This is a genomic window from Labilibaculum antarcticum (assembly GCF_002356295.1).
Taxonomy (GTDB): Bacteria; Bacteroidota; Bacteroidia; order Bacteroidales; family Marinifilaceae; genus Labilibaculum; species Labilibaculum antarcticum.
This window is the reverse complement of record NZ_AP018042.1, coordinates 1,522,441-1,545,595: the sequence shown is the minus strand read 5'-3', so window position 1 is coordinate 1,545,595 and position 23,155 is coordinate 1,522,441. Positions and strand designations below refer to the sequence as shown.

34 protein-coding genes are annotated in these 23,155 nt (G+C 36.1%); 29 read left to right on the top strand and 5 right to left on the bottom strand.

The window, feature by feature from the left end; translation table 11 throughout:
- Window positions 1–12 precede the first annotated feature (12 nt).
- The 26 genes from rpsS to eno all read left to right on the top strand — a co-directional run bounded on the left by rpsS (window position 13) and on the right by eno (window position 13,604).
- Window positions 13–282, top strand: coding sequence for a 30S ribosomal protein S19 (gene rpsS / locus ALGA_RS05885; protein WP_096428444.1), 270 nt, complete (start codon window positions 13–15; stop codon window positions 280–282).
- 41 nt (window positions 283–323) lie between these two features.
- The gene (gene rplV, locus ALGA_RS05880) at window positions 324–743 is read left to right on the top strand and encodes a 50S ribosomal protein L22 (protein ID WP_096428443.1); all 420 of its coding nucleotides are present in this window, start codon (window positions 324–326) and stop codon (window positions 741–743) included.
- Between the two features lie 5 nt (window positions 744–748).
- Complete coding sequence (gene rpsC, locus ALGA_RS05875; RefSeq protein ID WP_096428442.1) at window positions 749–1,459, top strand: 30S ribosomal protein S3; 711 nt, start codon at window positions 749–751, stop codon at window positions 1,457–1,459.
- 26 nt (window positions 1,460–1,485) lie between these two features.
- Window positions 1,486–1,917, top strand: a complete 432-nt coding sequence (rplP, locus tag ALGA_RS05870; RefSeq protein ID WP_096428441.1) for a 50S ribosomal protein L16 — start codon at window positions 1,486–1,488, stop codon at window positions 1,915–1,917.
- 2 nt (window positions 1,918–1,919) lie between these two features.
- The gene (gene rpmC / locus ALGA_RS05865) at window positions 1,920–2,117 is read left to right on the top strand and encodes a 50S ribosomal protein L29 (RefSeq protein WP_096428440.1); all 198 of its coding nucleotides are present in this window, start codon (window positions 1,920–1,922) and stop codon (window positions 2,115–2,117) included.
- Window positions 2,118–2,122: 5 nt separating this feature from the next.
- Complete coding sequence (rpsQ, locus tag ALGA_RS05860) at window positions 2,123–2,377, top strand: 30S ribosomal protein S17 (RefSeq protein ID WP_096428439.1); 255 nt, start codon at window positions 2,123–2,125, stop codon at window positions 2,375–2,377.
- Between the two features lie 2 nt (window positions 2,378–2,379).
- Window positions 2,380–2,745 (top strand): 50S ribosomal protein L14, encoded by a 366-nt coding sequence (rplN, locus tag ALGA_RS05855; RefSeq protein WP_096428438.1) that lies wholly within the window; start codon window positions 2,380–2,382, stop codon window positions 2,743–2,745.
- A gap of 19 nt (window positions 2,746–2,764) precedes the next feature.
- Window positions 2,765–3,088: a 50S ribosomal protein L24 gene (gene rplX, locus ALGA_RS05850; protein ID WP_096428437.1), complete on the top strand. Its 324-nt coding sequence runs from the start codon at window positions 2,765–2,767 to the stop codon at window positions 3,086–3,088.
- Entirely contained in the window at window positions 3,088–3,642 is a 555-nt protein-coding gene (gene rplE, locus ALGA_RS05845; protein ID WP_096428436.1) for a 50S ribosomal protein L5, read from the top strand. The genes rplX and rplE overlap by 1 nt, the downstream gene beginning before the upstream one ends.
- Window positions 3,643–3,646: 4 nt before the next feature.
- Window positions 3,647–3,916, top strand: a complete 270-nt coding sequence (gene rpsN / locus ALGA_RS05840; protein WP_096428435.1) for a 30S ribosomal protein S14 — start codon at window positions 3,647–3,649, stop codon at window positions 3,914–3,916.
- 75 nt (window positions 3,917–3,991) lie between these two features.
- Entirely contained in the window at window positions 3,992–4,387 is a 396-nt protein-coding gene (gene rpsH, locus ALGA_RS05835; protein ID WP_096428434.1) for a 30S ribosomal protein S8, read from the top strand.
- Between the two features lie 15 nt (window positions 4,388–4,402).
- Window positions 4,403–4,957, top strand: a complete 555-nt coding sequence (rplF, locus tag ALGA_RS05830; protein ID WP_096428433.1) for a 50S ribosomal protein L6 — start codon at window positions 4,403–4,405, stop codon at window positions 4,955–4,957.
- Between the two features lie 19 nt (window positions 4,958–4,976).
- Entirely contained in the window at window positions 4,977–5,333 is a 357-nt protein-coding gene (gene rplR, locus ALGA_RS05825; RefSeq protein ID WP_096428432.1) for a 50S ribosomal protein L18, read from the top strand.
- A gap of 5 nt (window positions 5,334–5,338) precedes the next feature.
- Window positions 5,339–5,851, top strand: coding sequence for a 30S ribosomal protein S5 (gene rpsE, locus ALGA_RS05820; protein WP_096428431.1), 513 nt, complete (start codon window positions 5,339–5,341; stop codon window positions 5,849–5,851).
- 11 nt (window positions 5,852–5,862) lie between these two features.
- Complete coding sequence (rpmD, locus tag ALGA_RS05815) at window positions 5,863–6,039, top strand: 50S ribosomal protein L30 (protein WP_096428430.1); 177 nt, start codon at window positions 5,863–5,865, stop codon at window positions 6,037–6,039.
- Window positions 6,040–6,068: 29 nt separating this feature from the next.
- Window positions 6,069–6,515, top strand: a complete 447-nt coding sequence (gene rplO / locus ALGA_RS05810) for a 50S ribosomal protein L15 (protein WP_096428429.1) — start codon at window positions 6,069–6,071, stop codon at window positions 6,513–6,515.
- 8 nt (window positions 6,516–6,523) lie between these two features.
- Window positions 6,524–7,867, top strand: coding sequence for a preprotein translocase subunit SecY (gene secY / locus ALGA_RS05805; RefSeq protein WP_096428428.1), 1,344 nt, complete (start codon window positions 6,524–6,526; stop codon window positions 7,865–7,867).
- A gap of 21 nt (window positions 7,868–7,888) precedes the next feature.
- Window positions 7,889–8,656 carry a type I methionyl aminopeptidase gene (map, locus tag ALGA_RS05800; RefSeq protein WP_096428427.1) on the top strand — a complete coding sequence of 256 codons (768 nt, stop codon included), beginning with the start codon at window positions 7,889–7,891 and terminating at the stop codon, window positions 8,654–8,656.
- A gap of 17 nt (window positions 8,657–8,673) precedes the next feature.
- On the top strand, window positions 8,674–8,895 hold the full coding sequence (infA, locus tag ALGA_RS05795) for a translation initiation factor IF-1 (protein WP_054714084.1): 222 nt from the start codon (window positions 8,674–8,676) through the stop codon (window positions 8,893–8,895).
- An 11-nt stretch (window positions 8,896–8,906) separates the two neighbouring features.
- Window positions 8,907–9,023 carry a type B 50S ribosomal protein L36 gene (gene ykgO, locus ALGA_RS05790; protein ID WP_054714088.1) on the top strand — a complete coding sequence of 39 codons (117 nt, stop codon included), beginning with the start codon at window positions 8,907–8,909 and terminating at the stop codon, window positions 9,021–9,023.
- Window positions 9,024–9,060: 37 nt separating this feature from the next.
- Window positions 9,061–9,438 carry a 30S ribosomal protein S13 gene (rpsM, locus tag ALGA_RS05785; protein WP_096428426.1) on the top strand — a complete coding sequence of 126 codons (378 nt, stop codon included), beginning with the start codon at window positions 9,061–9,063 and terminating at the stop codon, window positions 9,436–9,438.
- A 10-nt stretch (window positions 9,439–9,448) separates the two neighbouring features.
- Complete coding sequence (gene rpsK, locus ALGA_RS05780) at window positions 9,449–9,838, top strand: 30S ribosomal protein S11 (RefSeq protein ID WP_096428425.1); 390 nt, start codon at window positions 9,449–9,451, stop codon at window positions 9,836–9,838.
- 125 nt (window positions 9,839–9,963) lie between these two features.
- The gene (gene rpsD, locus ALGA_RS05775; RefSeq protein ID WP_096428424.1) at window positions 9,964–10,572 is read left to right on the top strand and encodes a 30S ribosomal protein S4; all 609 of its coding nucleotides are present in this window, start codon (window positions 9,964–9,966) and stop codon (window positions 10,570–10,572) included.
- A 20-nt stretch (window positions 10,573–10,592) separates the two neighbouring features.
- Window positions 10,593–11,585, top strand: a complete 993-nt coding sequence (locus tag ALGA_RS05770; RefSeq protein WP_096428423.1) for a DNA-directed RNA polymerase subunit alpha — start codon at window positions 10,593–10,595, stop codon at window positions 11,583–11,585.
- Window positions 11,586–11,591: 6 nt separating this feature from the next.
- Entirely contained in the window at window positions 11,592–12,125 is a 534-nt protein-coding gene (rplQ, locus tag ALGA_RS05765) for a 50S ribosomal protein L17 (protein ID WP_096428422.1), read from the top strand.
- Window positions 12,126–12,320: 195 nt separating this feature from the next.
- A complete protein-coding gene (gene eno / locus ALGA_RS05760; RefSeq protein WP_096428421.1) occupies window positions 12,321–13,604 on the top strand; it encodes a phosphopyruvate hydratase in 1,284 nt (427 codons plus the stop codon).
- A gap of 71 nt (window positions 13,605–13,675) precedes the next feature.
- Here eno and ALGA_RS05755 read toward each other — a convergent pair whose 3' ends face one another.
- Window positions 13,676–14,185, bottom strand: a complete 510-nt coding sequence (locus ALGA_RS05755; protein WP_096428420.1) for a response regulator — start codon at window positions 14,183–14,185, stop codon at window positions 13,676–13,678.
- A gap of 206 nt (window positions 14,186–14,391) precedes the next feature.
- Here ALGA_RS05755 and ettA point away from each other — a divergent pair, with 206 nt between their 5' ends.
- From ettA to hisS, 3 genes are all read left to right on the top strand, one after another.
- A complete protein-coding gene (gene ettA / locus ALGA_RS05750; RefSeq protein ID WP_096433452.1) occupies window positions 14,392–16,080 on the top strand; it encodes an energy-dependent translational throttle protein EttA in 1,689 nt (562 codons plus the stop codon).
- An 811-nt stretch (window positions 16,081–16,891) separates the two neighbouring features.
- Window positions 16,892–17,245, top strand: coding sequence for a DUF4870 domain-containing protein (locus ALGA_RS05745; RefSeq protein WP_096428419.1), 354 nt, complete (start codon window positions 16,892–16,894; stop codon window positions 17,243–17,245).
- 648 nt (window positions 17,246–17,893) lie between these two features.
- The gene (hisS, locus tag ALGA_RS05735; RefSeq protein WP_096428417.1) at window positions 17,894–19,261 is read left to right on the top strand and encodes a histidine--tRNA ligase; all 1,368 of its coding nucleotides are present in this window, start codon (window positions 17,894–17,896) and stop codon (window positions 19,259–19,261) included.
- Between the two features lie 65 nt (window positions 19,262–19,326).
- On the opposite strand, the gene ALGA_RS05730 is transcribed toward hisS, so the two are convergent.
- From ALGA_RS05730 to ALGA_RS05715, 4 genes are all read right to left on the bottom strand, one after another.
- A complete protein-coding gene (locus ALGA_RS05730; protein WP_096428416.1) occupies window positions 19,327–19,797 on the bottom strand; it encodes a hypothetical protein in 471 nt (156 codons plus the stop codon).
- Window positions 19,798–19,807: 10 nt separating this feature from the next.
- Window positions 19,808–20,188: a hypothetical protein gene (locus ALGA_RS05725; protein ID WP_145957575.1), complete on the bottom strand. Its 381-nt coding sequence runs from the start codon at window positions 20,186–20,188 to the stop codon at window positions 19,808–19,810.
- A 62-nt stretch (window positions 20,189–20,250) separates the two neighbouring features.
- Window positions 20,251–20,808 carry an RNA polymerase sigma factor gene (locus tag ALGA_RS05720; RefSeq protein ID WP_096428414.1) on the bottom strand — a complete coding sequence of 186 codons (558 nt, stop codon included), beginning with the start codon at window positions 20,806–20,808 and terminating at the stop codon, window positions 20,251–20,253.
- Window positions 20,809–20,958: 150 nt separating this feature from the next.
- Window positions 20,959–23,019 (bottom strand): transketolase family protein, encoded by a 2,061-nt coding sequence (locus ALGA_RS05715; protein WP_096428413.1) that lies wholly within the window; start codon window positions 23,017–23,019, stop codon window positions 20,959–20,961.
- Between the last annotated feature and the right edge of the window lie 136 nt (window positions 23,020–23,155).

Here is a 23,155-nt window from a genome sequence, read left to right as displayed (position 1 = left end):
AATTAGATTGTTATGAGTCGTTCATTAAAAAAAGGACCTTTTATCGATTTCAAACTGGAAAGACGAGTATTGGGACAAAACGAATCAGGTAAAAAGACAGTTGTCAAAACCTGGTCAAGACGTTCAATGATCTCTCCGGATTTCGTAGGTCATACGATTGCCGTGCACAACGGAAACAAATTCATTCCTGTTTATGTTACTGAAAACATGGTAGGACATAAATTAGGTGAATTTGCGCCAACTCGTACTTTTAGAGGACATGCTGACAAGAGAAAACGATAAGCATGTTATTGGTTTTAATTAACATTTTGAATTTGTAAAAAATGGGTGCAAGAAAAAGAATAAAAGCAAACCAGATAAAGGAGGAAAACAAGAGCAAAGCATTTGCTAGCTTGAGAAATGTTCCTACTTCACCTCGCAAAATGAGACTTGTTACCGATATGGTAAGAGGTATGGAGGTGAATCGAGCTTTAGATGTACTTCGTTTCAGTCCGAAAGAAGCGTCTAATCGCGTTGAAAAACTATTGCTTTCTGCTATTGCCAACTGGCAAGCTAAGAATGAAGGGCAAAGAATTGAGGAGAGTGCATTATACGTTAAAGAAATTAGCGTTGATTCTGCAAGAATCCTTAAACGTCTAAGACCTGCCCCTCAGGGAAGAGCACATAGAATTAAGAAGAGATCTAATCATGTAACTATATTGTTGGGTAGCAAGACTGCTGAAACCGATAGTACTAAAGAATAGTTAGAATGGGACAAAAAATAAATCCAATTGCGAATAGATTAGGAATCATCCGAGGATGGGATTCTAACTGGTTTGGTGGGAAAAACTACGGTGAAAAGCTTGTTGAAGATACCAAAATTAGAAAGTATCTGAATGCTCGTTTAGCTAAAGCAAGTATTTCTAAGATCATTATCGAAAGAACTCTAAAATTAATTACTATCACTGTTAACACTGCTCGTCCTGGTATTATTATCGGGAAAGGTGGTCAAGAGGTTGATAAATTGAAAGAAGAGTTGAAGAAGATTACTGACAAAGAAGTACAAATTAACATCTTTGAAATTAAGCGTCCGGAAATGGATGCAGTAATCGTTGCTAATAATATCGCACGTCAAATTGAAGGTCGTATCGCCTATCGTCGTGCAATTAAGATGGCAGTTGCTTCTACTATGAGAATGGGTGCAGAGGGAATAAAAATACAAATTTCTGGTCGTTTGAATGGTGCTGAGATGGCCCGTTCTGAAATGCACAAGGAAGGACGTACCCCGCTACACACCTTTAGAGCTGATATCGATTATTGTTTAGCCGAAGCATTAACAACTTACGGTTTACTAGGTATCAAAGTTTGGATCTGTAAAGGTGAGGTTTACGGCAAACGTGACCTAACTCCTAACGCAGGAATGCGTGATGGAAGAGCTCCAAAAGGAAAAGGTGGTTTTAATAGAAGAAAAAAGAAGTAGTCTTTAAATTTTAAAGAATTAGTACGATGTTACAACCAAAAAGAACAAAATTTAGGAGACAACAAAAGGGACGAATCAAAGGGAATGCCGGTCGTGGTACAGAACTAGCATTTGGATCTTTTGGGATCAAATCACTTGAAACTAAGTGGATCACTGGTCGTCAAATTGAAGCTGCTCGTGTGGCAGTAACCCGATATATGCAAAGACAAGGTCAAATCTGGATCAGAATTTTTCCAGACAAGCCAATCACTAAGAAGCCTGCAGAGGTTCGTATGGGTAAAGGTAAAGGTGCACCGGAAGGATTCGTTGCTCCTGTTTCACCAGGAAGAATGTTATTCGAATGTGAAGGAGTACCTTTTTTAGTAGCAAAAGAAGCTTTACGCTTAGCTGCTCAAAAATTACCTGTAACTACCAGATTTGTCGTAAGACGTGATTATGTAGAAAATTCAAATGATTAATCATGAAGAATTCAGAAATTAAAGAGTTAACAACAACGGAAATAGTAGAAAAGGTAGATTTTGAAAAATCTACATTAACTCGATTCAAACTAAATCACGCTATTTCACCTTTGGAAAATCCTTTGCAAATAAAGGTAACCCGACGTAACATTGCTAGACTTGTAACTGAGTTGCGTCACAGGCAATTAACTGATAAGTAAAAGTGATGGAAAGAAATCTTAGAAAAGAACGTATCGGGGTTGTGTTGAGCAATAAAATGGAAAAATCCATTACGATTGTTGTGCATACCAAGGAAAAGCACCCAATTTACGGAAAGTTTGTGACCAAGTCGAAGAAATTCACTGCTCACGACGAGGAAAACACCTGCAATGAAGGTGATACCGTAAAAATCATGGAAACCCGACCTATTAGTAAAAATAAGAGTTGGAGATTAGTTGAAATTATTGAAAGAGCTAAGTAAACATGATACAAACAGAAAGTAGACTAATAGTTGCTGATAACAGCGGAGCCAAAGAAGTTCTTTGTATTCGTGTGTTGGGCGGTACTAAAAAGCGCTATGCTTCGATTGGTGACAAAATTGTTGTTACCGTAAAGAATTCTATAGCCGGTTCCGAAATGAAAAAAGGAACAGTAACAAAAGCGGTTGTTGTTCGCACCAAAAAGGAGATTAGAAGACCAGACGGATCCTATATTCGCTTCGATGATAACGCATGTGTATTATTGAATACAACTGGTGAAATGAGAGGAACCCGTATTTTTGGACCTGTTGCAAGAGAATTACGCGATACTGATATGAAGATCGTTTCTCTGGCACCAGAAGTTTTATAATCTTTGTAAACCTAGAACAATGCGAAAAAAATTACATATTAAAAAAGGTGATACCGTTATTGTAAATTCGGGGGAATCAAAAGGTATGGAAGGTAAGGTATTAGAAGTTTTAGTTGACAAGCAACGAGCAATTGTTGAAGGAGCTAATATGATTTCTAAGCATACTAAACCTAATGCTGAAAATCCTCAGGGCGGTATTGTTAAAAAAGAAGCTGGAATTCACATTTCGAATTTAAATGTGAAAGATGCTTCTACCGGAAAAGCTACCCGTGTTGGTAGACGTATCGGTGATGACAATAAATTAGTTAGATATTCTAAAAAGTCAGGGGAGGAGATTAAGTAATGAGCTATATACCGACTCTTAAAAAACAATATACAGAAGAAGTAATTCCTACTTTAATGAAGGAATTTTCTTACAAGTCTGTAATGCAAGCACCTCAATTAACGAAGATAGTAATTAATCAAGGTGTTGGCTCGGCAATTGCTGATAAGAAAATCTTAGAATTTTCGGTTAACGAAATGACTTCGATCACTGGTCAAAAAGCAGTTCAAACTCTTTCTTCGAAAGATATCTCGAACTTTAAACTTCGTAAAGGTATGCCAGTTGGTACAACTGTTACTTTACGTCGTGAGCGCATGTATGAATTCCTTGAGAAATTAGTTCGTGTTGCCTTGCCACGTATCCGTGACTTTAAAGGTATCAATGCTAAATTTGATGGTAGAGGAAACTATACTTTAGGTATCGAAGAACAAATTATTTTTCCTGAGATTGTTTTGGATGAAATAAACAAGATCATGGGTATGAATATTACCTTCGTTACAACTGCAAATACCGATGAAGAAGCACTTGCTTTATTAAAGGAATTTGGGTTACCATTTAAAAATCTAAAAAAATAAGACGATGGCTAAAGAATCAATGAAAGCTCGCGAAGTTAAGCGTCAAAAGCTTGTTGAAAAATACGCAGCAAAAAGAGCTCAACTAAAAGAGGAAGGCGATTACATCGGACTTAGTCGTTTGCCAAAAAATTCTTCACCTGTTAGATTGCATAACAGATGTAAAATTACTGGCCGTCCTAAAGGATACATGAGACAATTCGGTATTAGTCGTATCACTTTTCGTGAAATGGCTTCTTACGGATTAATCCCAGGTGTTAAGAAGGCGAGTTGGTAAACAGTTTAGTTTGTAAAAACAAATTTTGTTGAATATTGTCCCGAGCGATCGGGATCAATTTAATTTTTTTTAAAAATGACAGATCCAATAGCAGATTTTCTTACACGTTTAAGAAATGGGATTATGGCAAACCACAAAGTGGTTGATATTCCTGCTTCTAACGTAAAAAAAGAAATGACAAAAATTCTTAAGGATAAAGGTTATATCCTTAATTACAAGTTTGTTGATGATGGGGTTCAAGGCACTATTAAAATTGCTTTGAAATACAATCCGGAGACAAAAATCTCGGCAATCAAAAATCTTAAAAGGGTAAGTAAGCCTGGTTTGAGAAAATATTGTGGAGCAACTGAATTACCTCGTGTACTAAACGGTTTGGGAATTGCGATTCTCTCTACTTCTCAGGGAGTAATGACTGACAAGGAAGCTCGTCAGAAAAACGTTGGTGGCGAAATATTGTGTTACGTTTATTAATAAAGGAGGATAGAAATGTCACGAATTGGAAAATTACCTATCAATTTGCCTGCAGGAGTAAGCGTCACGGTGAATAAAGATAATTCAGTAACAGTTAAAGGCCCTAAGGGTGAATTAACACAACAAATTGATGTTGACATCAAGGTATCTGTTGAAGAAAATACAGTTGTATTGGAACGTCCATCAGAGCAAAAAAGACACAAAGCTATGCATGGTTTGTATCGCTCGTTGATGAACAACATGGTAACTGGTGTTACTGAAGGTTACAAATTACAGCAAGAACTTGTTGGTGTGGGATTCCGTGCTACTTCAAAGGGTCAACTTTTGGAACTAGCTTTAGGTTATTCTCACCTTATTCACCTGGAAATTGCTCCAGAGGTACAGGTAACTGCAGTAACTGAAAAGCGTGCTAACCCGATCATTACATTAGAGAGTTGTGATAAACAACTTGTTGGTCAGGTAGCGGCTAAAATCAGAGCATTCAGAAAACCAGAGCCGTATAAAGGTAAAGGTGTTAAATTTGTTGGTGAACAGCTAAGAAGAAAAGCTGGTAAATCTGCGGGTAAATAATTTCTTAAAACAGTAAATTATGGCTTTAACTAAGCAAGATAGAAGACTTAGAATTAAAAGAAGAATTCGTAAGTCAATTGCTGGAACTGCTGATAGACCTAGAATGTCAGTTTTTCGCTCTAACAAGCAGATTTCAGTACAAATTATTGATGATTTATCAGGACAAACTATAGTTGCATCTTCCTCTCTGATTAAGGAAATCTCGGAGAAGACGACAACTAAGCTTGAACAAGCTGAACTAGTAGGTAAAGCAATTGCTGAAAAAGCGGTTGCTGCCGGAATTACTAGTGTTGTATTCGATAGAAATGGTTATCTATACCATGGTAGAATTAAATCTTTAGCGGACGCTGCTCGTAATAGTGGCCTTAAATTTTAATAATTATGGCAGATAATAAGAATATTAAAACTAGCGATGCAGATCTAAAAGATAGGCTTGTTGCTATTAACCGTGTTACTAAAGTAACTAAGGGAGGTAGAACTTTCAGCTTTTCTGCAATTGTTGTTGTAGGAAATGAAAAAGGATTAGTAGGTTGGGGACTTGGTAAAGCAAACGAAGTAACCACAGCTATTTCAAAAGGTGTTGATGCAGCTAAGAAAAATTTGATTAAAGTACCTGTTTATAAAGGAACTATTCCTCATGTACAATATTCAAGATTTGGCGGAGCAGAGGTTTTCATTAAACCTGCTTCTCATGGTACCGGAGTGAAAGCTGGTGGTGCTATGCGTGCTGTATTGGAGAGTGTTGGAGTGACAGATGTACTTGCTAAATCAAAAGGTTCATCAAACCCACATAACCTTGTAAAAGCTACTATAGGTGCATTGGCTGAATTGAGAGATGCACATACAGTTGCTGAACACAGAGGGGTATCATTAGATAAAGTGTTTAACGGTTAAGAAATAAGGAAATGGCTAAGATTAAAATTACTCAGGTAAAGAGCAAAATTGGAAGCACTGATCGCCAAAAGAAAACCTTGGAAGCATTGGGATTAAATAAGATCAATGCGACTGTTGAACATGAAGCCACACCTCAGATTAAAGGTATGGTGGCGAAAGTACAACACCTTGTTTCCGTTGTAGAATAATTATTGTTAATATTTAGTATTAAATAGATATGGACTTAAGTAACTTAAAACCCGCAGAAGGATCAACTAAGACTTGTAAAAGAATTGGTCGCGGACAAGGATCTGGACGAGGAGGAACCTCAACCAGAGGACATAAGGGTGCAAAGTCAAGATCTGGATACTCTAAAAAAGTTGGTTTCGAAGGTGGTCAAATGCCTTTACAACGAAGAGTTCCTAAGTTTGGATTTAAAAACATTAATAGAAAAGAATATAAAGCTATTAATGTTGATGTTTTACAAGCCTTGGCAGAAAAAAATAGCATTACTATAATCGATAGAGACGTTTTAATGGCAGCAGGTATGGCGTCAAAGAACGACAATATTAAGATTTTAGGACATGGTATTATTACTGCGAAGCTTGAAGTTAAAGCTCACGCATTCTCGAAATCGGCTATAGCAGCGATTGAAGCAGTCGAAGGAACAGTTGTTAAATTGTAAGTTTAGATATGAAAGGTTTAATAGAAACATTGAAGAACATCTGGAAGATTGAAGATTTAAGATCTAGAATCTTAACTACTCTCGGTCTTGTGTTAGTGTATCGTTTAGGTACCATGGTTGTGTTGCCAGGGGTTGACCCTGCGCAGTTAGGTGCGTTAAAAGCGCAAACTCAAGACGGAGTTTTGGGATTATTAGATATGTTTTCCGGAGGAGCGTTTTCGAATGCATCAATCTTCGCATTGGGAATCATGCCTTATATTTCAGCTTCGATTGTAATTCAGTTAATGGGAATTGCGGTTCCTTATTTTCAGAAATTGCAACGTGAGGGTGAAAGCGGTACTCGAAAAATCAATCAGATCACAAGGTATCTAACTGTTATTATACTTGTACTTCAAGCACCTGGATATCTATTAAACTTACATTCACAATTGCCTGAGACAGCCTTTATTCTTAAAGGCTCATTATTTACAGTGTCTTCTGTGATGATTCTTGCAGCAGGATCGATGTTTATTATGTGGTTAGGAGAGAAAATTACTGATAAAGGAATTGGTAACGGAATCTCTATCATTATCATGATCGGTATTATTGCACGATTACCATTTTCATTCTTTGCAGAATTACTTTCAAAAATTGAAGGTCAAGGAGGAGGTTTAATTTTACTTGTATTAGAAATAGTAATTTTATTCCTTGTTTTTGCAGCAACAATATTGTTAGTTCAAGGAACACGGAAGATACCTGTTCAGTATGCAAAACGAATCGTAGGAAACAAACAATATGGTGGGGTTCGCCAGTACATTCCTTTAAAAGTGAATGCTGCTGGTGTAATGCCAATCATCTTTGCGCAAGCAATTATGTTTTTACCTATGGCGTTTGTAAACTATGCTAGTTCGGATGCTTTAACTGGAGTAGCTGCAGCATTATCTGATTTTACTGGATTTTACTACAACGCTTTATTCTTTGTAATGATTGTATTATTTACTTATTTCTATACTGCTATTACAGTAAATCCAACGCAAATGGCTGAGGATATGAAAAAGAATGGTGGATTTATACCAGGTATTAAGCCGGGTAAAAAAACTATCGATTTTTTAGATACTGTAATGTCTCGCATAACTTTACCGGGATCTATCTTTTTAGGTTTGGTTGCTATTATGCCAGCTTTTGCAATGATAGGTGGAGTGAATAACCAATTTGCACAATTTTATGGCGGTACTTCTTTATTGATTTTAGTCGGTGTTGTATTGGATACTTTACAGCAAATAGAGAGTCATCTTTTGATGCGTCACTACGATGGATTAATGAAGTCTGGTAGAATAAAAGGTAAATCTCCAGGAGGAGCTGCGGCTTTTTAAAATATTTTTGCTTTCTTTGCAATGATTTTTTACAAAACAGAAGAAGAAATAGAGTTGCTCAGTATGAGCAATTTGCTGGTGGCGAAAACTTTGGGTGTAATATCGAAAGAAATAGCTCCTGGAATATCAACTTTGAAGTTGGATAAAATTGCAGAGGAGTACATAAGAGACAATGGCGGTAAACCAGGGTTTCTTGGTTACGATGGATTCCCGAATACTTTATGTGTTTCTATAAACAGTGAAGTTGTTCATGGAATTCCATCTAACTATGAGTTGAAGGAAGGAGATATTGTTTCCTGTGATTGTGGTGTTTTGCTAAATAGTTTTTATGGCGATTCAGCTTATACATTTACTGTAGGTATAGTAGCTCCTAATGTTCGGCAACTGTTGAAGGTCACTAAAGAGGCTCTTTACAAAGGCGTAGAGCAAGCTGTCGAAGGTAATCATTTGGGCGACATAGGTTTTGCCATTCAAAGGCATGCAGAACAGAATTCATTTTCTGTAGTTCGAGAAATGGTAGGACACGGAATTGGGAAAAATCTTCATGAAGATCCGCAAGTTCCGAATTATGGAAAAAAAGGACGCGGATTGAAATTGAGAGAAGGACTGGTTTTGGCAATTGAACCAATGTTTAATCTTGGGAGAAGAGATATTTACCAAGATAGTAATGGATGGGCAATTGTTACTGCTGATGGGAAACCTTCAGCGCATTTCGAACATACAGTGGTAGTTCGGAAAGGAAAAGCTAAGATCTTATCCAGTTTTGAATTTATTGAAGATATACACTAATATAATTTAATGAGCTTATGGCTAAACAGCCTTCAATAGAACAAGATGGTACAATTACCGAAGCATTGTCTAATGCTATGTTTCGTGTAGAACTTGAAAATGGACATGTGATAACAGCTCACATTTCCGGTAAGATGAGAATGCACTACATTAAGATCTTGCCAGGTGATAAGGTAAAGGTAGAAATGTCACCTTATGATCTTACTAAAGGCCGCATTACTTTTAGATACAAAAATTAAATTCAATAATAATGAAGGTAAGAGCATCTGTAAAGAAACGTTCTGAAGATTGTAAGATCGTTAGAAGAAAAGGACGTTTGTATGTGATTAATAAGAAAAATCCTAAGTTCAAGCAACGTCAAGGATAATTTAGTAAACTATTGTAATAGATAAATATTTTAATTTATGGCTAGAATTGTTGGAGTTGATTTGCCTCAAAATAAAAGAGGGATAATTAGCTTGACCTATATCTACGGTATCGGTAGAAGTGCAGCTCGTCAGATTTTGGACGAAGCAGAAGTTCCTCACGATAAGCAAGTAAAAGATTGGACTGATGAAGAGTCTAATCGTATTCGTCAAGCTATTAATGCTAATTTGAAGGTTGAAGGAGAATTACGTTCTTTAAATCAACTAAATATTAAGCGTTTGATGGATATTGGTTGTTATCGTGGTATTCGCCACCGTATTGGTTTACCAGTGCGTGGTCAGAGAACCAAAAACAACTCACGTACTAGAAAAGGTAAGAGAAAAACAGTTGCGAACAAAAAGAAAGCGACTAAATAATTGTTAAGTTATGGCAAAAAAGTCAGTATCAGTTAAAAAGAGGGTAGTAAAAATTGAACCTGTTGGACAGGCGCATATCCATTCATCTTTTAACAATATTATCATTTCCTTAACCAATAGCACGGGACAAGTTATTTCTTGGTCTTCAGCAGGTAAAATGGGTTTTAGAGGTTCTAAAAAGAATACTCCTTATGCTGCCCAGCAAGCTGCAACAGATTGTGGAAAAGTTGCTCACGACCTAGGGTTGAGAAAAGTGAAAGTATATGTAAAAGGTCCTGGAAATGGTCGTGAATCGGCTATTCGTGCGATCAATTCATGTGGAATCGACATTGCGGAAATCGTAGATGTTACTCCATTACCACACAACGGATGTCGTCCTCCTAAGAGACGTAGAGTTTAATAAAAAATGCTATACAAGATTTTGAATTAGTTTTATTGATATCCTCTCTAAAAAACGCGGCACTTTTATAATTCAAAACTTATGGCAAAGTTTCTATTGTTAGAAAAATTTAAATTTAAGAAGTAATGGCTAGATATATTGGACCAAAGAGTAGAATTGCTCGTAAATTTGGTGAAGCAATTTTCGGACCTGACAAGGCATTTGAAAACAAAAACTACCCTCCTGGGCAGCACGGTAATAGCCGTAGAAGAAAGAAAATGTCTGAGTATGGCGTTCAGCTAAAAGAAAAACAAAAAGCAAAATACACTTACGGTGTATTGGAGAAACAATTCTCAAACTTATTTGAAAAGGCCGCGAGAAGTAAAGGTATTACTGGTGAAGTTTTATTACAACTTTTAGAATGTCGTTTAGACAACGTAATTTTCAGATTAGGTGTAGCTCCAACAAGATCAGCTGCTCGTCAGTTGGTTAGCCATAAGCACGTAACTGTAAACGGACAGGTTTGTAACATTCCTTCATTGTCAGTAAAATCTGGGGATATCATTGGAATTCGTGAAAAATCGAAGTCTTTAGAAGTTATTACCGATTCTTTATCTACTGCTAGATATAACCAATCATCTTGGTTGGAATGGGATCAAACCTCTCTTAGTGGTAAGTTCCTTAATACACCAGAAAGAACGGAAATTCCTGAAAACATCAAGGAACAGTTAATCGTTGAATTGTATTCTAAGTAATAATAGTTAATCAGTAATTTATGGCAATTTTAGCTTTCCAGAAACCGGACAAAGTTATCATGCTCGACGCAGACAATAAATTCGGTAAATTCGAATTTCGTCCATTAGAGCCTGGGTATGGTATAACAATTGGTAATGCCTTAAGAAGAATACTACTTTCTTCACTAGAGGGATTTGCGATTACGACTATCAAAATACAGGGTGTTGATCATGAATTTTCTACTATACCAGGAGTAATCCAAGATGTTACTGAGATAATCCTGAACCTGAAGCAAGTTCGGTTTAAACAAAAAGTTGAAGAAGTAGACAGTGAATTGGTAACAATTACTATCTCTGATCAGGATACTTTTACAGCTGGCGATATTAACAAGTTTCTAACAGGTTTCGAAGTGTTGAATCCAGAGCTTGTAATTTGCAAGATGGACAGCTCTGCTAAGTTACAAATGGATTTAGCTATTAACAAAGGTCGTGGTTACGTACCTTCTGTTGAGAACAAACCAGTTGATGTAGAATTCGGAGTGATTCCGATTGATTCGATTTTTACACCAATCAAGAATGTTAAATATGCTGTTGAGAATTATCGTGTAGAGCAAAAAACTGACTATGAAAAATTGGTTTTTGATATTACAACAGATGGTTCAATTCACCCTAAGGATGCTTTAAAAGAAGCTGCAAAAATTCTTATCTATCACTTTATGCTATTCTCAGATGAAAAGATCACTCTTGACTCTGACGAGAAATTTGCAAACGAAGAGTTTGATGAAGAAGTATTGCATATGCGTCAACTATTGAAAACTAAACTGGTAGATATGGATCTTTCAGTTCGTGCTTTGAATTGTTTGAAAGCTGCTGATGTTGACACTTTAGGTGATTTGGTACAGTTCAACAGAAATGATCTTCTGAAATTTAGAAATTTTGGTAAGAAATCCTTAACCGAGCTGGATGATCTATTGGTATCCTTGAATCTTACTTTCGGTATGGATATTTCTAAGTATAAATTAGATAAGGAATAAGGGAAAATGAGACATAGAAAGAAATTTAATCATTTAGGAAGAAAGACAGCGCATAGAAAAGCTATGCTTGCAAATATGGCTTCTTCCTTGATATTGCATAAAAGAATCTCGACCACTACTGCTAAGGCTAAAGCTTTAAAAATGTATGTTGAGCCTCTAATTTCAAAAAGTAAAGTTGATTCTACTCACTCAAGACGTATTGTTTTTGGTTATTTGAAGCAAAAAGAAGCGGTTACTGAGTTGTTTAGAGAAGTTTCACCAAAAATCACTAACCGTAACGGAGGTTATACCAGAATTTTAAAAACTGGTAACCGTTTAGGTGATAACGCAGAAATGTGTATGGTTGAATTGGTTGACTTTAATGAGACTTACTTAACTGAAAAGAAAGCTGTAGCTAAAAAATCAACTCGTAGAAAACGTGGTGGTTCTAAAGCTTCAGAAGAAGTAGCAACTGAGGTATCAGAAGTAAAAGCTGAAGAGGTTAAGGCCGATAAAGCACCTGAGGCTTCAACGGAAGCAACTAAAGAGGAAGAAAAGTAAACTTCCTTTTAATATATAAAAGGGATAAAGTCTAACTTTATCCCTTTTTTAATGCCCTAAAGATTTTTCTAACGTTTGCGTAATTACAACATATGGATTCGGTATTTGTTATTGAAAAATATTACTTAAATTGGTAGTCTTTAGAGCTTAAATTTAGAATATAGTCTAATATAAATAACAATAAAACATTTAGTTATGTCAGAAATTGTAAAAGTTCATGGTCGTGAGATTCTTGATTCACGTGGAAATCCAACTATCGAAGTTGAAGTAACACTTGCAAGTGGTTATATGGGACGCGCTGGTGTCCCTTCCGGAGCTTCTACAGGTGAAAACGAAGCCTTAGAGCTACGTGATGGTGATAAATTACGTTACTTAGGAAAAGGTGTGTTAAAAGCTGTCGAAAATGTTAATAACGTAATTGCTCCAGTTATAATGGGTATGGATGCTACTAACCAAGTAGCTATCGACAAAGCAATGATTGCTCTTGACGGTACTAAAACAAAATCTAAATTAGGTGCTAACGCAATGTTAGGTGTTTCTTTGGCTGTTGCTAAAGCTGCTGCTGAATATTCGGAATTACCATTATACCGTTATATTGGTGGTGCTAACGCTAATGTTCTTCCTGTTCCAATGATGAATATTATCAATGGTGGTTCTCACTCTGATGCAACAATCGCATTCCAAGAGTTTATGATTCGTCCTATTGGTGCTCCTTCATTTCGCGAAGCCTTAAGAATGGGTGCAGAGGTATTTCATGCTCTTGCAAAAGTTCTTAAAGGTAAAGGTCTTTCTACTGCAGTTGGTGACGAAGGTGGTTTCGCTCCAATGTTAGGTGGTACTGAAGAGGCTATTGAGTGTATCCTAACTGCTATTAAAAACGCTGGTTACAAAGCGGGTCGTAAAGAAGATGGTGGTGATGTTTCAATTGCTATGGACTGTGCTGCTTCTGAATTCTTTAAAGAAGGTGTATATGACTATAGTCTTTTTGAGCCAAACGGAGCTAAGAGAAACTCTGATGAGCAAGCTGCTTATTTAGCTGAGTTGATTTCTAAATACCCAATCGATTCTATCGAAGATGGTATGGACGAAGGTGACTGGGATGGATGGGTTGCTTTAAATGCTCTTATTGGAGATAAGTGTCAGATTGTAGGTGATGATTTATTCGTAACTAACGTTGACTACTTGGCTAAAGGTATCAAGCTTAAGGCTGCTAATTCTATCTTGATTAAGGTAAACCAAATTGGTACTTTAACTGAGACTTTAAATGCTATTGAAATGGCTCACCGTGCAGGTTATACTTCAGTAACTTCTCACCGTTCAGGTGAAACTGAAGACGCTACCATCGCTGATATTGCGGTTGCTACTAATTCAGGACAGATCAAAACTGGTTCTTTGAGCCGTTCTGACCGTATGGCTAAGTACAATCAATTACTTCGTATTGAAGAAGAATTGGGTGAAAATGCAATTTTTGGTTGCTAAGCCAAATTAAAATATATTAAAAAAAGGGATCTGTTAAGATCCCTTTTTTTTATATCTGTTATCCGTTATTTCTAAATGTATTCTTGCATTAAACCAAATAGTGTTTTGCATTGAAATGGTTTTGAAAGATAAGCATCCATCCCTACTTCAATTGATACTTCTTTATCATCTGAATAGAAATTGGCAGTAAATGCAATAATAGGAATAGAGAATTCACGCTCTTCTTCTATTTTCCGCATGCGTAATGAGGCTTCAATTCCTCCCATGATTGGCATTTGCAGATCCATAAGAACAATATCATATTGTTCTTTTTCAAAAAGTTCAACTGCTTGCTTCCCGTTTTCAGCAATATCAACACTGCCAACTTTTTGCTTTAGATAAACTTCAATTGTTTTTCTATTGCTCGGTTGATCTTCTACCAGAAGAATTTTCGCGTCTTTTATGGGAACATTTCTCTTGTTCGGATGAGTTTTTACAACAACGGAAGAATCAATTGTTTCTTCCCAATATATTTTCTTCTTTGTTTCGATGCCTATTTGCTCCAGTAACTCCGAAAGTTTTTTATTTGCTGTTCTCTCCATAATAACCCTAGTATTTAATCCTTAAAAATACATTATTTTAACTATAATAAAAAAACAAATGTTCAATTTTAGATTATAAAATGAGAATATTGGTTTTGTCATGCTGAAAATTAAGAATTCTAAAGAAAATGTAATTGATAAATTTTCAATGCAATTTTTCTATTTTTACAGATCAGGATTTGAATGAAATAAATAAAAACGAAATAATGGCTGACGATAAAAAAATTATTTTTTCGATGGATAGGGTCAGTAAGACCTTTTCATCACAAAAAAAAGTATTGAATAACATTAACTTGTCTTTTTTCTATGGAGCTAAGATTGGAATTATTGGACTTAATGGTTCAGGGAAATCTACTCTTCTAAAGATAATTGCAGGCTTAGAAAGTTCATTCGACGGACATGTTGTTTGGTCGAAGGAGCATAATATTGGCTACTTGGCTCAGGAACCAATATTAGATGATAGCAAAACGGTTAAAGAAATTGTTGAAGAGGGAGTTCAGGAAATCGTTGATACTTTGAATGCATACGAAGCGGTTAATCTGAAGTTTGGTGATCCGGAAGTTCTTGAAAATGCTGATAAGATGCAGGCCGTAATGGATGAACAAGCTGATCTTCAGGAAAAGATTGATCATTTTGATGCTTGGAATCTGGATACTAAATTGGAACGAGCTATGGATGCATTGCGTTGTCCGGAGGGAGATGAGTTAATTAAAAATTGTTCTGGTGGAGAAAGAAGACGTGTAGCTCTTTGTCGATTACTATTGCAGGAACCAGATATTTTATTGCTGGATGAGCCTACCAACCACCTTGATGCTGAATCGGTGGAGTGGTTGGAACAACATTTATCACAATACAAAGGGACAGTAATAAGTATTACTCACGATAGATATTTCCTTGATAACGTAGCAGGATGGATTCTTGAGTTGGATAGAGGAGAGGGAATTCCCTGGAAGGGTAATTACAGTGCTTGGTTGGATCAGAAAACCCAACGCATGGCAATGGAAGAGAAGACTGCTAGTAAGCGCCGCAAAACCCTTGAACGGGAATTGGAGTGGGTTCGAATGGCTCCTAAAGCTCGTCAGGCAAAAAGTAAAGCTCGTTTGAGTGCTTACGATAGCATGATGAATGAGGATTTAAAAGATAAAGAAGAAAAACTGGAAATATTTATTCCTAACGGTCCTCGTTTGGGAAATAAGGTGATTCAAGCACAAGCTGTTTCAAAAGCATTTGGGAGTAAATTGTTATATGATGATTTGGAGTTTGAATTACCACCAGCAGGAATTGTTGGAGTAATTGGTCCTAATGGTGCTGGTAAAACGACACTTTTCAGGATGATTATGGATCTTGAGAAACCGGACAAAGGAACTTTTGAAGTGGGAGACACAGTTAAAGTTGGTTACGTTGATCAGCAGCATGCTGATATAGATCCTGAGAAATCGGTGTATGAAGTAATTTCAGGAGGTGGTGATTTAATAAATGTAGGTGGTAGAACTGTAAATGCCAGAGCTTATGTTGGGCGTTTTAACTTTAATGGTGCCGATCAGGAAAAAAAATGCGGAGTATTATCAGGAGGAGAGCGTAACCGCTTGCATTTGGCGTTAACTTTAAAAGAAGAAGCGAACGTATTACTTCTCGATGAGCCAACCAATGATATTGATGTAAACACACTTCGGGCTTTGGAGGAAGGATTGGAGAATTTTGCGGGTTGTGCCGTTGTAATTTCCCATGATCGATGGTTCCTGGACCGTATTGCAACACATATTTTAGCTTTTGAAGGCAATTCACATGTGCAGTTTTTTGAAGGTGGATATTCTGATTATGAGATAAACCGGAAGAAACGCATGGGCGATGAAGGTCCTAAGCGAATAAGATATAAAAAGCTGCTTGCTGATTAAAGCATAAAAGGTGAAAGCTCTGTTTTGAAGCTTTCACCTTTTTTAATTTTATGATTTGCTACCGCCGATTTGCAATTGGCCGGTTGAGAGTGGTGGGTTTTTAATCCATAGGAGTGAAAATAGATGTATCTGGAATCGGATTAAAAATCCGAAACACCTTACTACAGACTGCAAAATCCGCAGAAGCACGGGCCGTTAACATATTATAATGGCTTGCCTAAGCCTTTCGTGGAGTCATTAACAAATTATAATGGACGTTTTATCATTTAGTGAAGCCATTAACAAATTATAATGGCTCGCCTAAGCCTTTCGTGGAGTCGTTAACAAATTATAATGGACGTTTTATCATTTAGTGGAGCCATTAACAAATTATAACGACCTTCCTTATTTTTGATATTTTTTTATAGAATGCCTGTTAATTAAGCTTCCTGTGGGGTTTCGTGGTAAATTATTGTTAATAAGCCAGCAGGTTTGAGGGAGCTAAATATATGATTGGTTGATTGTATGTTTTGAGAAATAGTAACAATTGTTGTTATTTTCATGTTGGTAATTATTACAAGCGGACACATGGATATTTTGTCACCAGATCAGGTCTATCGACTATAATTTAGAGGATTTGTTAGAAAAAGACAGAAAGCTCCGGCCTTTTAATACTGGTGAAATTCAGATTTTTAATCCACAGGAGTGAAACGGAGAGAGCCTTATTTAGAAAATCCTAAGTGCTTAATCTGGGGATAAAAATGAAAGAAAGCAGATTGGTTTTCTTCCCTTTGTTTTTGTAATTTTGATTTACAAATTAACACTCAATCCCATGAATCAATTTGCAACACCTACTGATGAGAAAAATTGGGCAATGTTTTGTCATCTATCATCTTTTGCAGGAGTTATAATACCTTTTGGAAATGTAGTAGGTCCACTTATTTTATGGTCGATGAAAAAGGATTATTCCGAACTGGTTGATCGGGAAGGGAAAAAGTCTATTAATTTTCAGATTTCGATGTCTATATACATTTTTGTATCAGCAATATTGGTATTTGTAGGGATAGGTATTTTATTGCTGATAGGGCTTGCCTTGGTAAATTTGATTTTTGTTGTTATGGCAATTGTAAAAACCTTAAATGGGGAAGATTATGAATATCCTCTGAGTATTAAATTTCTAAATTGAAAAAATGAAATCTTTTTCTGTTTATAAGACAATCTACTATATTGGGGTTGTCTTTATTGTTTTCGGAGGTATCCTATTAATAAAGCATTTATCGTATGGTGAAGTGTTTTTCTCAATGGGTATTCTATTGTATTCTTGGATACAAATAAAATTTTTGTTCTTTAAAAGTTTGAGGGATTGGTTGACTATTGATTATTTAAAATTATCAGTGAATGTTTTTTTTCTTATTTCAATATTTCTTCTACTTGTGCTTGAGATGAAACTTTGGTATTATCCATTTGTTTTAGGTATCCTTATCGATTTTTTCACCAACATTCTTCGTAGAATAAAAAGAATATAGAATAACACCGATTGGATAAATTAGTGAGCTACATTTTCACGAATACTCACGAAGGTATTTTCTTTACTCGGAACAGGCTATGAGCTCGTTTGATTCGGTACGCCATGTTCAACAGAGCTTCCTGTTTATTTCATCGGCATTAGACCGAGTTTATTTCGTTCGCCATGGCTCCTGAATTATTCATAAGGGTGTAAGTAGTTGTTCTATTTTTGTAAGTCAATTAGAGATCTCAAGAGAATACTGTGGTATCTGTCAAATAATTTGATAATTTTGTAGCTCTAATAAAATAACCAAAATAAAAATTTAAAATGGCTCAAAAACCGTCTATTCCTAAAGGGACAAGAGATTTCTCTCCTGTTGAAATGGTAAAGAGAAACTATATTTTTGATACCATAAAAGAGGTGTTTCAGTTATATGGTTTTATGCCAATAGAAACACCATCAATGGAAAATCTTTCTACTCTAATGGGAAAATATGGAGAAGAAGGCGATAAACTATTGTTTAAAGTGCTGAATTCTGGTGATTATCTATCAAAAATCAATGAAGATCAAATTCGGGAAAAAAATTCTGTAAAATTAGCCACAAAAATAAGTGAAAAAGGACTTCGGTACGATCTGACTGTTCCTTTCGCACGTTACGTTGTTCAGCATCGTAATGAAATTGATTTTCCATTTAAGCGTTATCAGATACAGCCAGTATGGAGAGCCGACAGACCTCAGAAAGGGCGCTATCGTGAATTTTTTCAATGTGATGTTGATGTGATTGGCAGCAACTCTCTTTTAAACGAGGTTGAGCTTATTCAAATTGTTGATCAAGTATATAAAAGACTTCAGTTGAATGTTGTGGTGAAGTTGAATAATAGAAAGATTTTAGCTGGAATTGCCGAGATCATTGGCGAGGCTGAGAAGATCGTTGATATTACCGTTGCAATTGATAAGCTGGATAAAATCGGCTTGGAAAATGTGAATAAGGAATTGGTTGATAAAGGAATTCCGCAAGAAGCAATCGATAAACTTCAACCAATAATATTGTTATCAGGTTCAAATTCGGAGAAACTTGCCAAATTAAGAGAACTTCTTTCTTCTTCGGAAGTTGGAATGAGTGGGATTGAAGAGCTGGAAACAGTTTTTACTTATCTATCGCAGATTGATGTAAAAACAGAAGTTGAATTGGATTTAACTTTGGCCAGAGGATTGAATTACTATACCGGAGCCATTTTTGAAGTGAAATCGAAGGATATGGAATTTGGAAGCATCACCGGCGGTGGACGATATGATGATTTAACCGGCATTTTTGGATTGAAGGATGTTTCGGGAGTTGGTATTTCTTTTGGTGCCGATCGTATTTACGATGTGCTGGAGCAAATGGATAAATTTCCGACTAATACGGGTATAACAACGAAAGTGTTGTTCATCAATTTTGGCAAAAAAGAGGAGGCATTTTGTTTGCCAATTCTGGCGAAGTTAAGGTCAAATGGAATTAATGCTGAAATATTCCCCGATTCTGCTAAAATGAAAAAGCAGATGACTTATGCCAATAATAAAAATATTCCTTTTGTGATTTTGGTAGGAGAATCTGAAGTAGAGGAAGGTGTTATTAGTTTAAAGAATATGGAAAGTGGAGATCAGGAAAAGCTGACTCCGGATCAACTAATTGATAGATTGGTTTTGTCTTAAAAATATTCCAAATAAATATAAAAAGGGCTGTCGATTTCAAACTGACAGCCCTTTTTCTTTTAATTTTATTTTTCGTGTTGATGCTTTCCCCGTTCTTTTATTTGCCTTAACAGCATGCTTTGAAATTGTCTTTCGGAATGATAAAGCGTAAGAATTTTTTTAGCTGAAAGTATCTTTTTATATTTTAGATGGTATTCTTTTTGAAGGTGGGCTTCCTGCAATTTAAGCTCAATCAACTCGTCACTTATATCACCTAACTCTTTATCTGATAATTCTTCAGAGTTGTTTCGTAGTTTTCTGAAAAGAGTTTTAGCTTGTTCCCTGTTTTCTTTCTTCTTTTTTCCCAATTCATTGTAAAGAGGCCAAAACAATTGAGCTTCATCAGGTGTCAATTCTAATTTTTGAGTAATGAAAGAGATTTTTTGAGCTTCGAATCGTTCACTCATCTGATGATGCATACCATGTTCTTTTTCCTGAGCAATACCTGATGTACTAAAAGTAAGCACAAGTGTTAATATGATTAAAGTTCGGTTCATGTCTTGTTTGTTATAAGTTTGCTAATAAAGATTCTGAATCGATATCAAAATCAGAAAGATATTCAATTATTTCATCAGATGTAGCCTCAGTAGTTTCATCAGAGAACCAATCCAGCTCATTCAAACCAGTACTCGTCTTTTGAGTATCAATAGCTGTACTTTCTGTTTGAGAAATCTGTTGGATTTTATAATCGTTAGAAACAGAGGTCGTCAGCACAATTTTGGCAATAAAAACGATGCCAATTATACTTGCAGCCATCCAGAAGTATGGTTTTAATACTTGTAAAAGTCTTTTATTTGGATTTTCTTCTGTTGTAATTCTTTCCTGAACCCGATCACTTAGGTTTTCAAAGTAATCCTCAGGAACCTTAAATGGTTGATCGTTTTTCATGTTCGACAGATTATTCATGTTTATTGTAGTATTTAGACTGTCAGAAGTGTAATAGGTTTAATTTACACTTCGTTTAGGCTCAAGAAAGATTCGATTTTTTTAACGGCATGATGATAGGAAGCTTTTAAGGCACCGACTGAAGTTTCTAATATTTCAGACATTTCAGTATATTTTAAATCATCGAAATATTTCATATTAAATACCAAACGTTGCTTTTCCGGTAACTTCAGTATGGCTTTTTGTAACTCCAACTGAGCTTTGTTTGCATCAAAATAAGGATCTGCTTCTAAATTTGCTAAAAGCATATCTTCCACTTCGCTATTAGCGTATCCCAAATGTTTTTTCTGTTTGTCCTTAAGAAATGTTAAAGCTTCGTTAGTTGCAATTCGAAATATCCAGGTAAACAATTGGGAATCGGATCTGAAATTTTGTAAGCCCTTCCATATTTTCACGAAAGTATTTTGCAAAACATCATCCGTGTCGTCGTGCAAAAGAACTATTTTTCTGATTTGCCAATATAATCTTTCCTGGTATTTCTTCACTAAGAAGGAAAATGCCTGACTTTGCGTATTTTTATCGCGAAAAAGTTCCAGTATTTCTTCGTCAGATTTGTTGTTCATCAATTAGCATTCAAGTAATGGATTTTAAAAATAGCTATTTCACATTTGTTATGCGTTAGGTAAGACTATTTTCTTTGCAAAAGGTTTAATATAGGGCCAAAAAAAATCCGGAATCGAAATGATCCCGGATTTTTTTATTTGCAATGTATATTATTTTTGAAGTAAAGCTTCTACTTCTTTAGCAACATTTTCAGCAGTGTAACCAAATTTTTCATCTAATACGCTAGCTGGAGCTGAATAACCAAAATGATCCAATCCAATTGATTTGCCAAGAGGGCCAACCAAGCCAAGAAGAGTTACAGGTAAACCTGCAGTTAATCCAAGAACGGGAATTCCAGCAGGAATGACTTCGTTTTGATATTCTGCAGATTGAGTTCTGAATAATCCTTCTGAAGGAACAGATACAATTTGTACGTTCAATCCTTTTTCAGCACGTAATATTTTAGCACCTTCAACTAAAGTTGCTACTTCAGATCCACTTGCTAAAAGAACAACATCAGGAGTAGTCTCAGGTTTCTCAACAATGTAAGCACCCTTTTGAGCTTGAAGAGCTTCCTGATAACGATTTCCTTTTGATGGAAGTTTTGTTATGTTCTGACGCGAAAAAATCAAAGCAGTAGGAGTTTTTGTGTTCTCCATTGCCATTTTCCAAGCTACAGTTGCTTCGTCAGCATCAGCAGGACGAAGAGCCATTAAACTCATTTGCCCGGAGTGATTTTTCAATTGTTCCAGTAAACGAATTTGAGCTTCTTGTTCAATTGGCTGATGAGTTGGTCCGTCTTCTCCAACACGGAATGCATCGTGAGTCCAGATGTATTTTACAGGAACTTGCATTAAAGCCGCTAAACGAACTGCAGGTTTCATGTAATCAGAGAATACAAAGAAAGTTCCACAAGCTGCAATAACACCACCGTGCAGAGCAATACCATTACAGATAGAAGCCATTGTTAATTCTGCAACACCTGCTTGAAGAAATGCTCCGGAGAAATCACCTTTAGCAAGAGCTTTGGTGTTTTTCAAGAAACCATCAGTTTTATCAGAGTTACTTAAATCAGCTGAAGACACAATCATGTTATCAACATTTTTAGCAAGCTCACCCAAAACTACCGATGATGCTGAACGAGTTGCATCGCCTGATTTTTGAACAATTGCTTCGTAGTCAAGTTCTGGAGCTTCGTTGCTAAAGAATTTCTCTAATTTAGCTGCTAATTCAGGATTCGCTTTTGTCCATTCAGCTTGTTCAGCTTTTTTAGCATCAGCAAATGCCTGTTTTTTCTTTAAAACTTCGGCATAATATTCTTGAACTTCAGGGAAAATCTGGAATGGATTTTCAGGATTTCCACCAAGGTTTTCAATTGTTTTTCCGATTGATGCACCTGCTGCTCCTATAGGTTGTCCGTGAGTCGAAACCATATTTTCGAAACTTGTACCATCTGCAGTTACTGCACCTTTACCCATAAGAGTTTTTCCTATAATAAGGGTTGGTCTTTCAGTTTCTTTGTTCGCTGCAGCTAAGGCTTCACGAATTGCTGTTGCATCGTTTCCTTTAATAGTAATAACATTCCAGTTCCAAGCTTCGTACTTTTTAGCAGTATCTTCAGTAGTAACTTCTTCAACTTTAGTTGAAAGTTGAATGTTATTTGAATCGTAGAACATGATTAGATTGCTTAGACCTAATGTTCCTGCAATTCGACCTGCTCCCTGAGAAATTTCTTCCTGGATTCCACCATCAGAAATGAAAGTGTAAATTTTGTGCGACATCCAGTCACCAAAACGAGCTGCTAGAAAACGCTCTGCAATTGCAGCACCAACAGCCATTGTATGACCTTGTCCTAAAGGACCGGAAGTGTTTTCAACACCTCTTGCAACTTCAACCTCAGGATGACCTGGAGTTGGACTTCCCCATTGTCTGAAATTTGCAAGCTCTTCCATTGTATAATTTCCGGTTAAGGAAAGAATGGAATACAACATTGGTGACATGTGACCTGGGTCAAGGAAAAATCGATCACGATTAATCCAATTCATGTCAGTTGGGTCAAAGTTTAAAAATTCAGAATAAAGAACGTTGATAAAATCAGCACCGCCCATAGCACCACCTGGATGTCCGGATTTAGCTTTTTCTACCATTGCAGCTGAAAGGATACGAACATTATTCGCAGCCATGTCAGTTGCTGTCAGATCCACTCGGTTTTTCTTTTCTTTTAGATCCATTTTTGAAAATGAGATTTTAGATTATAAAAACTTGGTAAGGTTTTATTAATGCCTGCAAAGATATACAAAAATGCCTTTTAGCATCATGTAAACAATTATAAATAGCTTTTGAAATGTGGTTTTTTTTAATATTTAG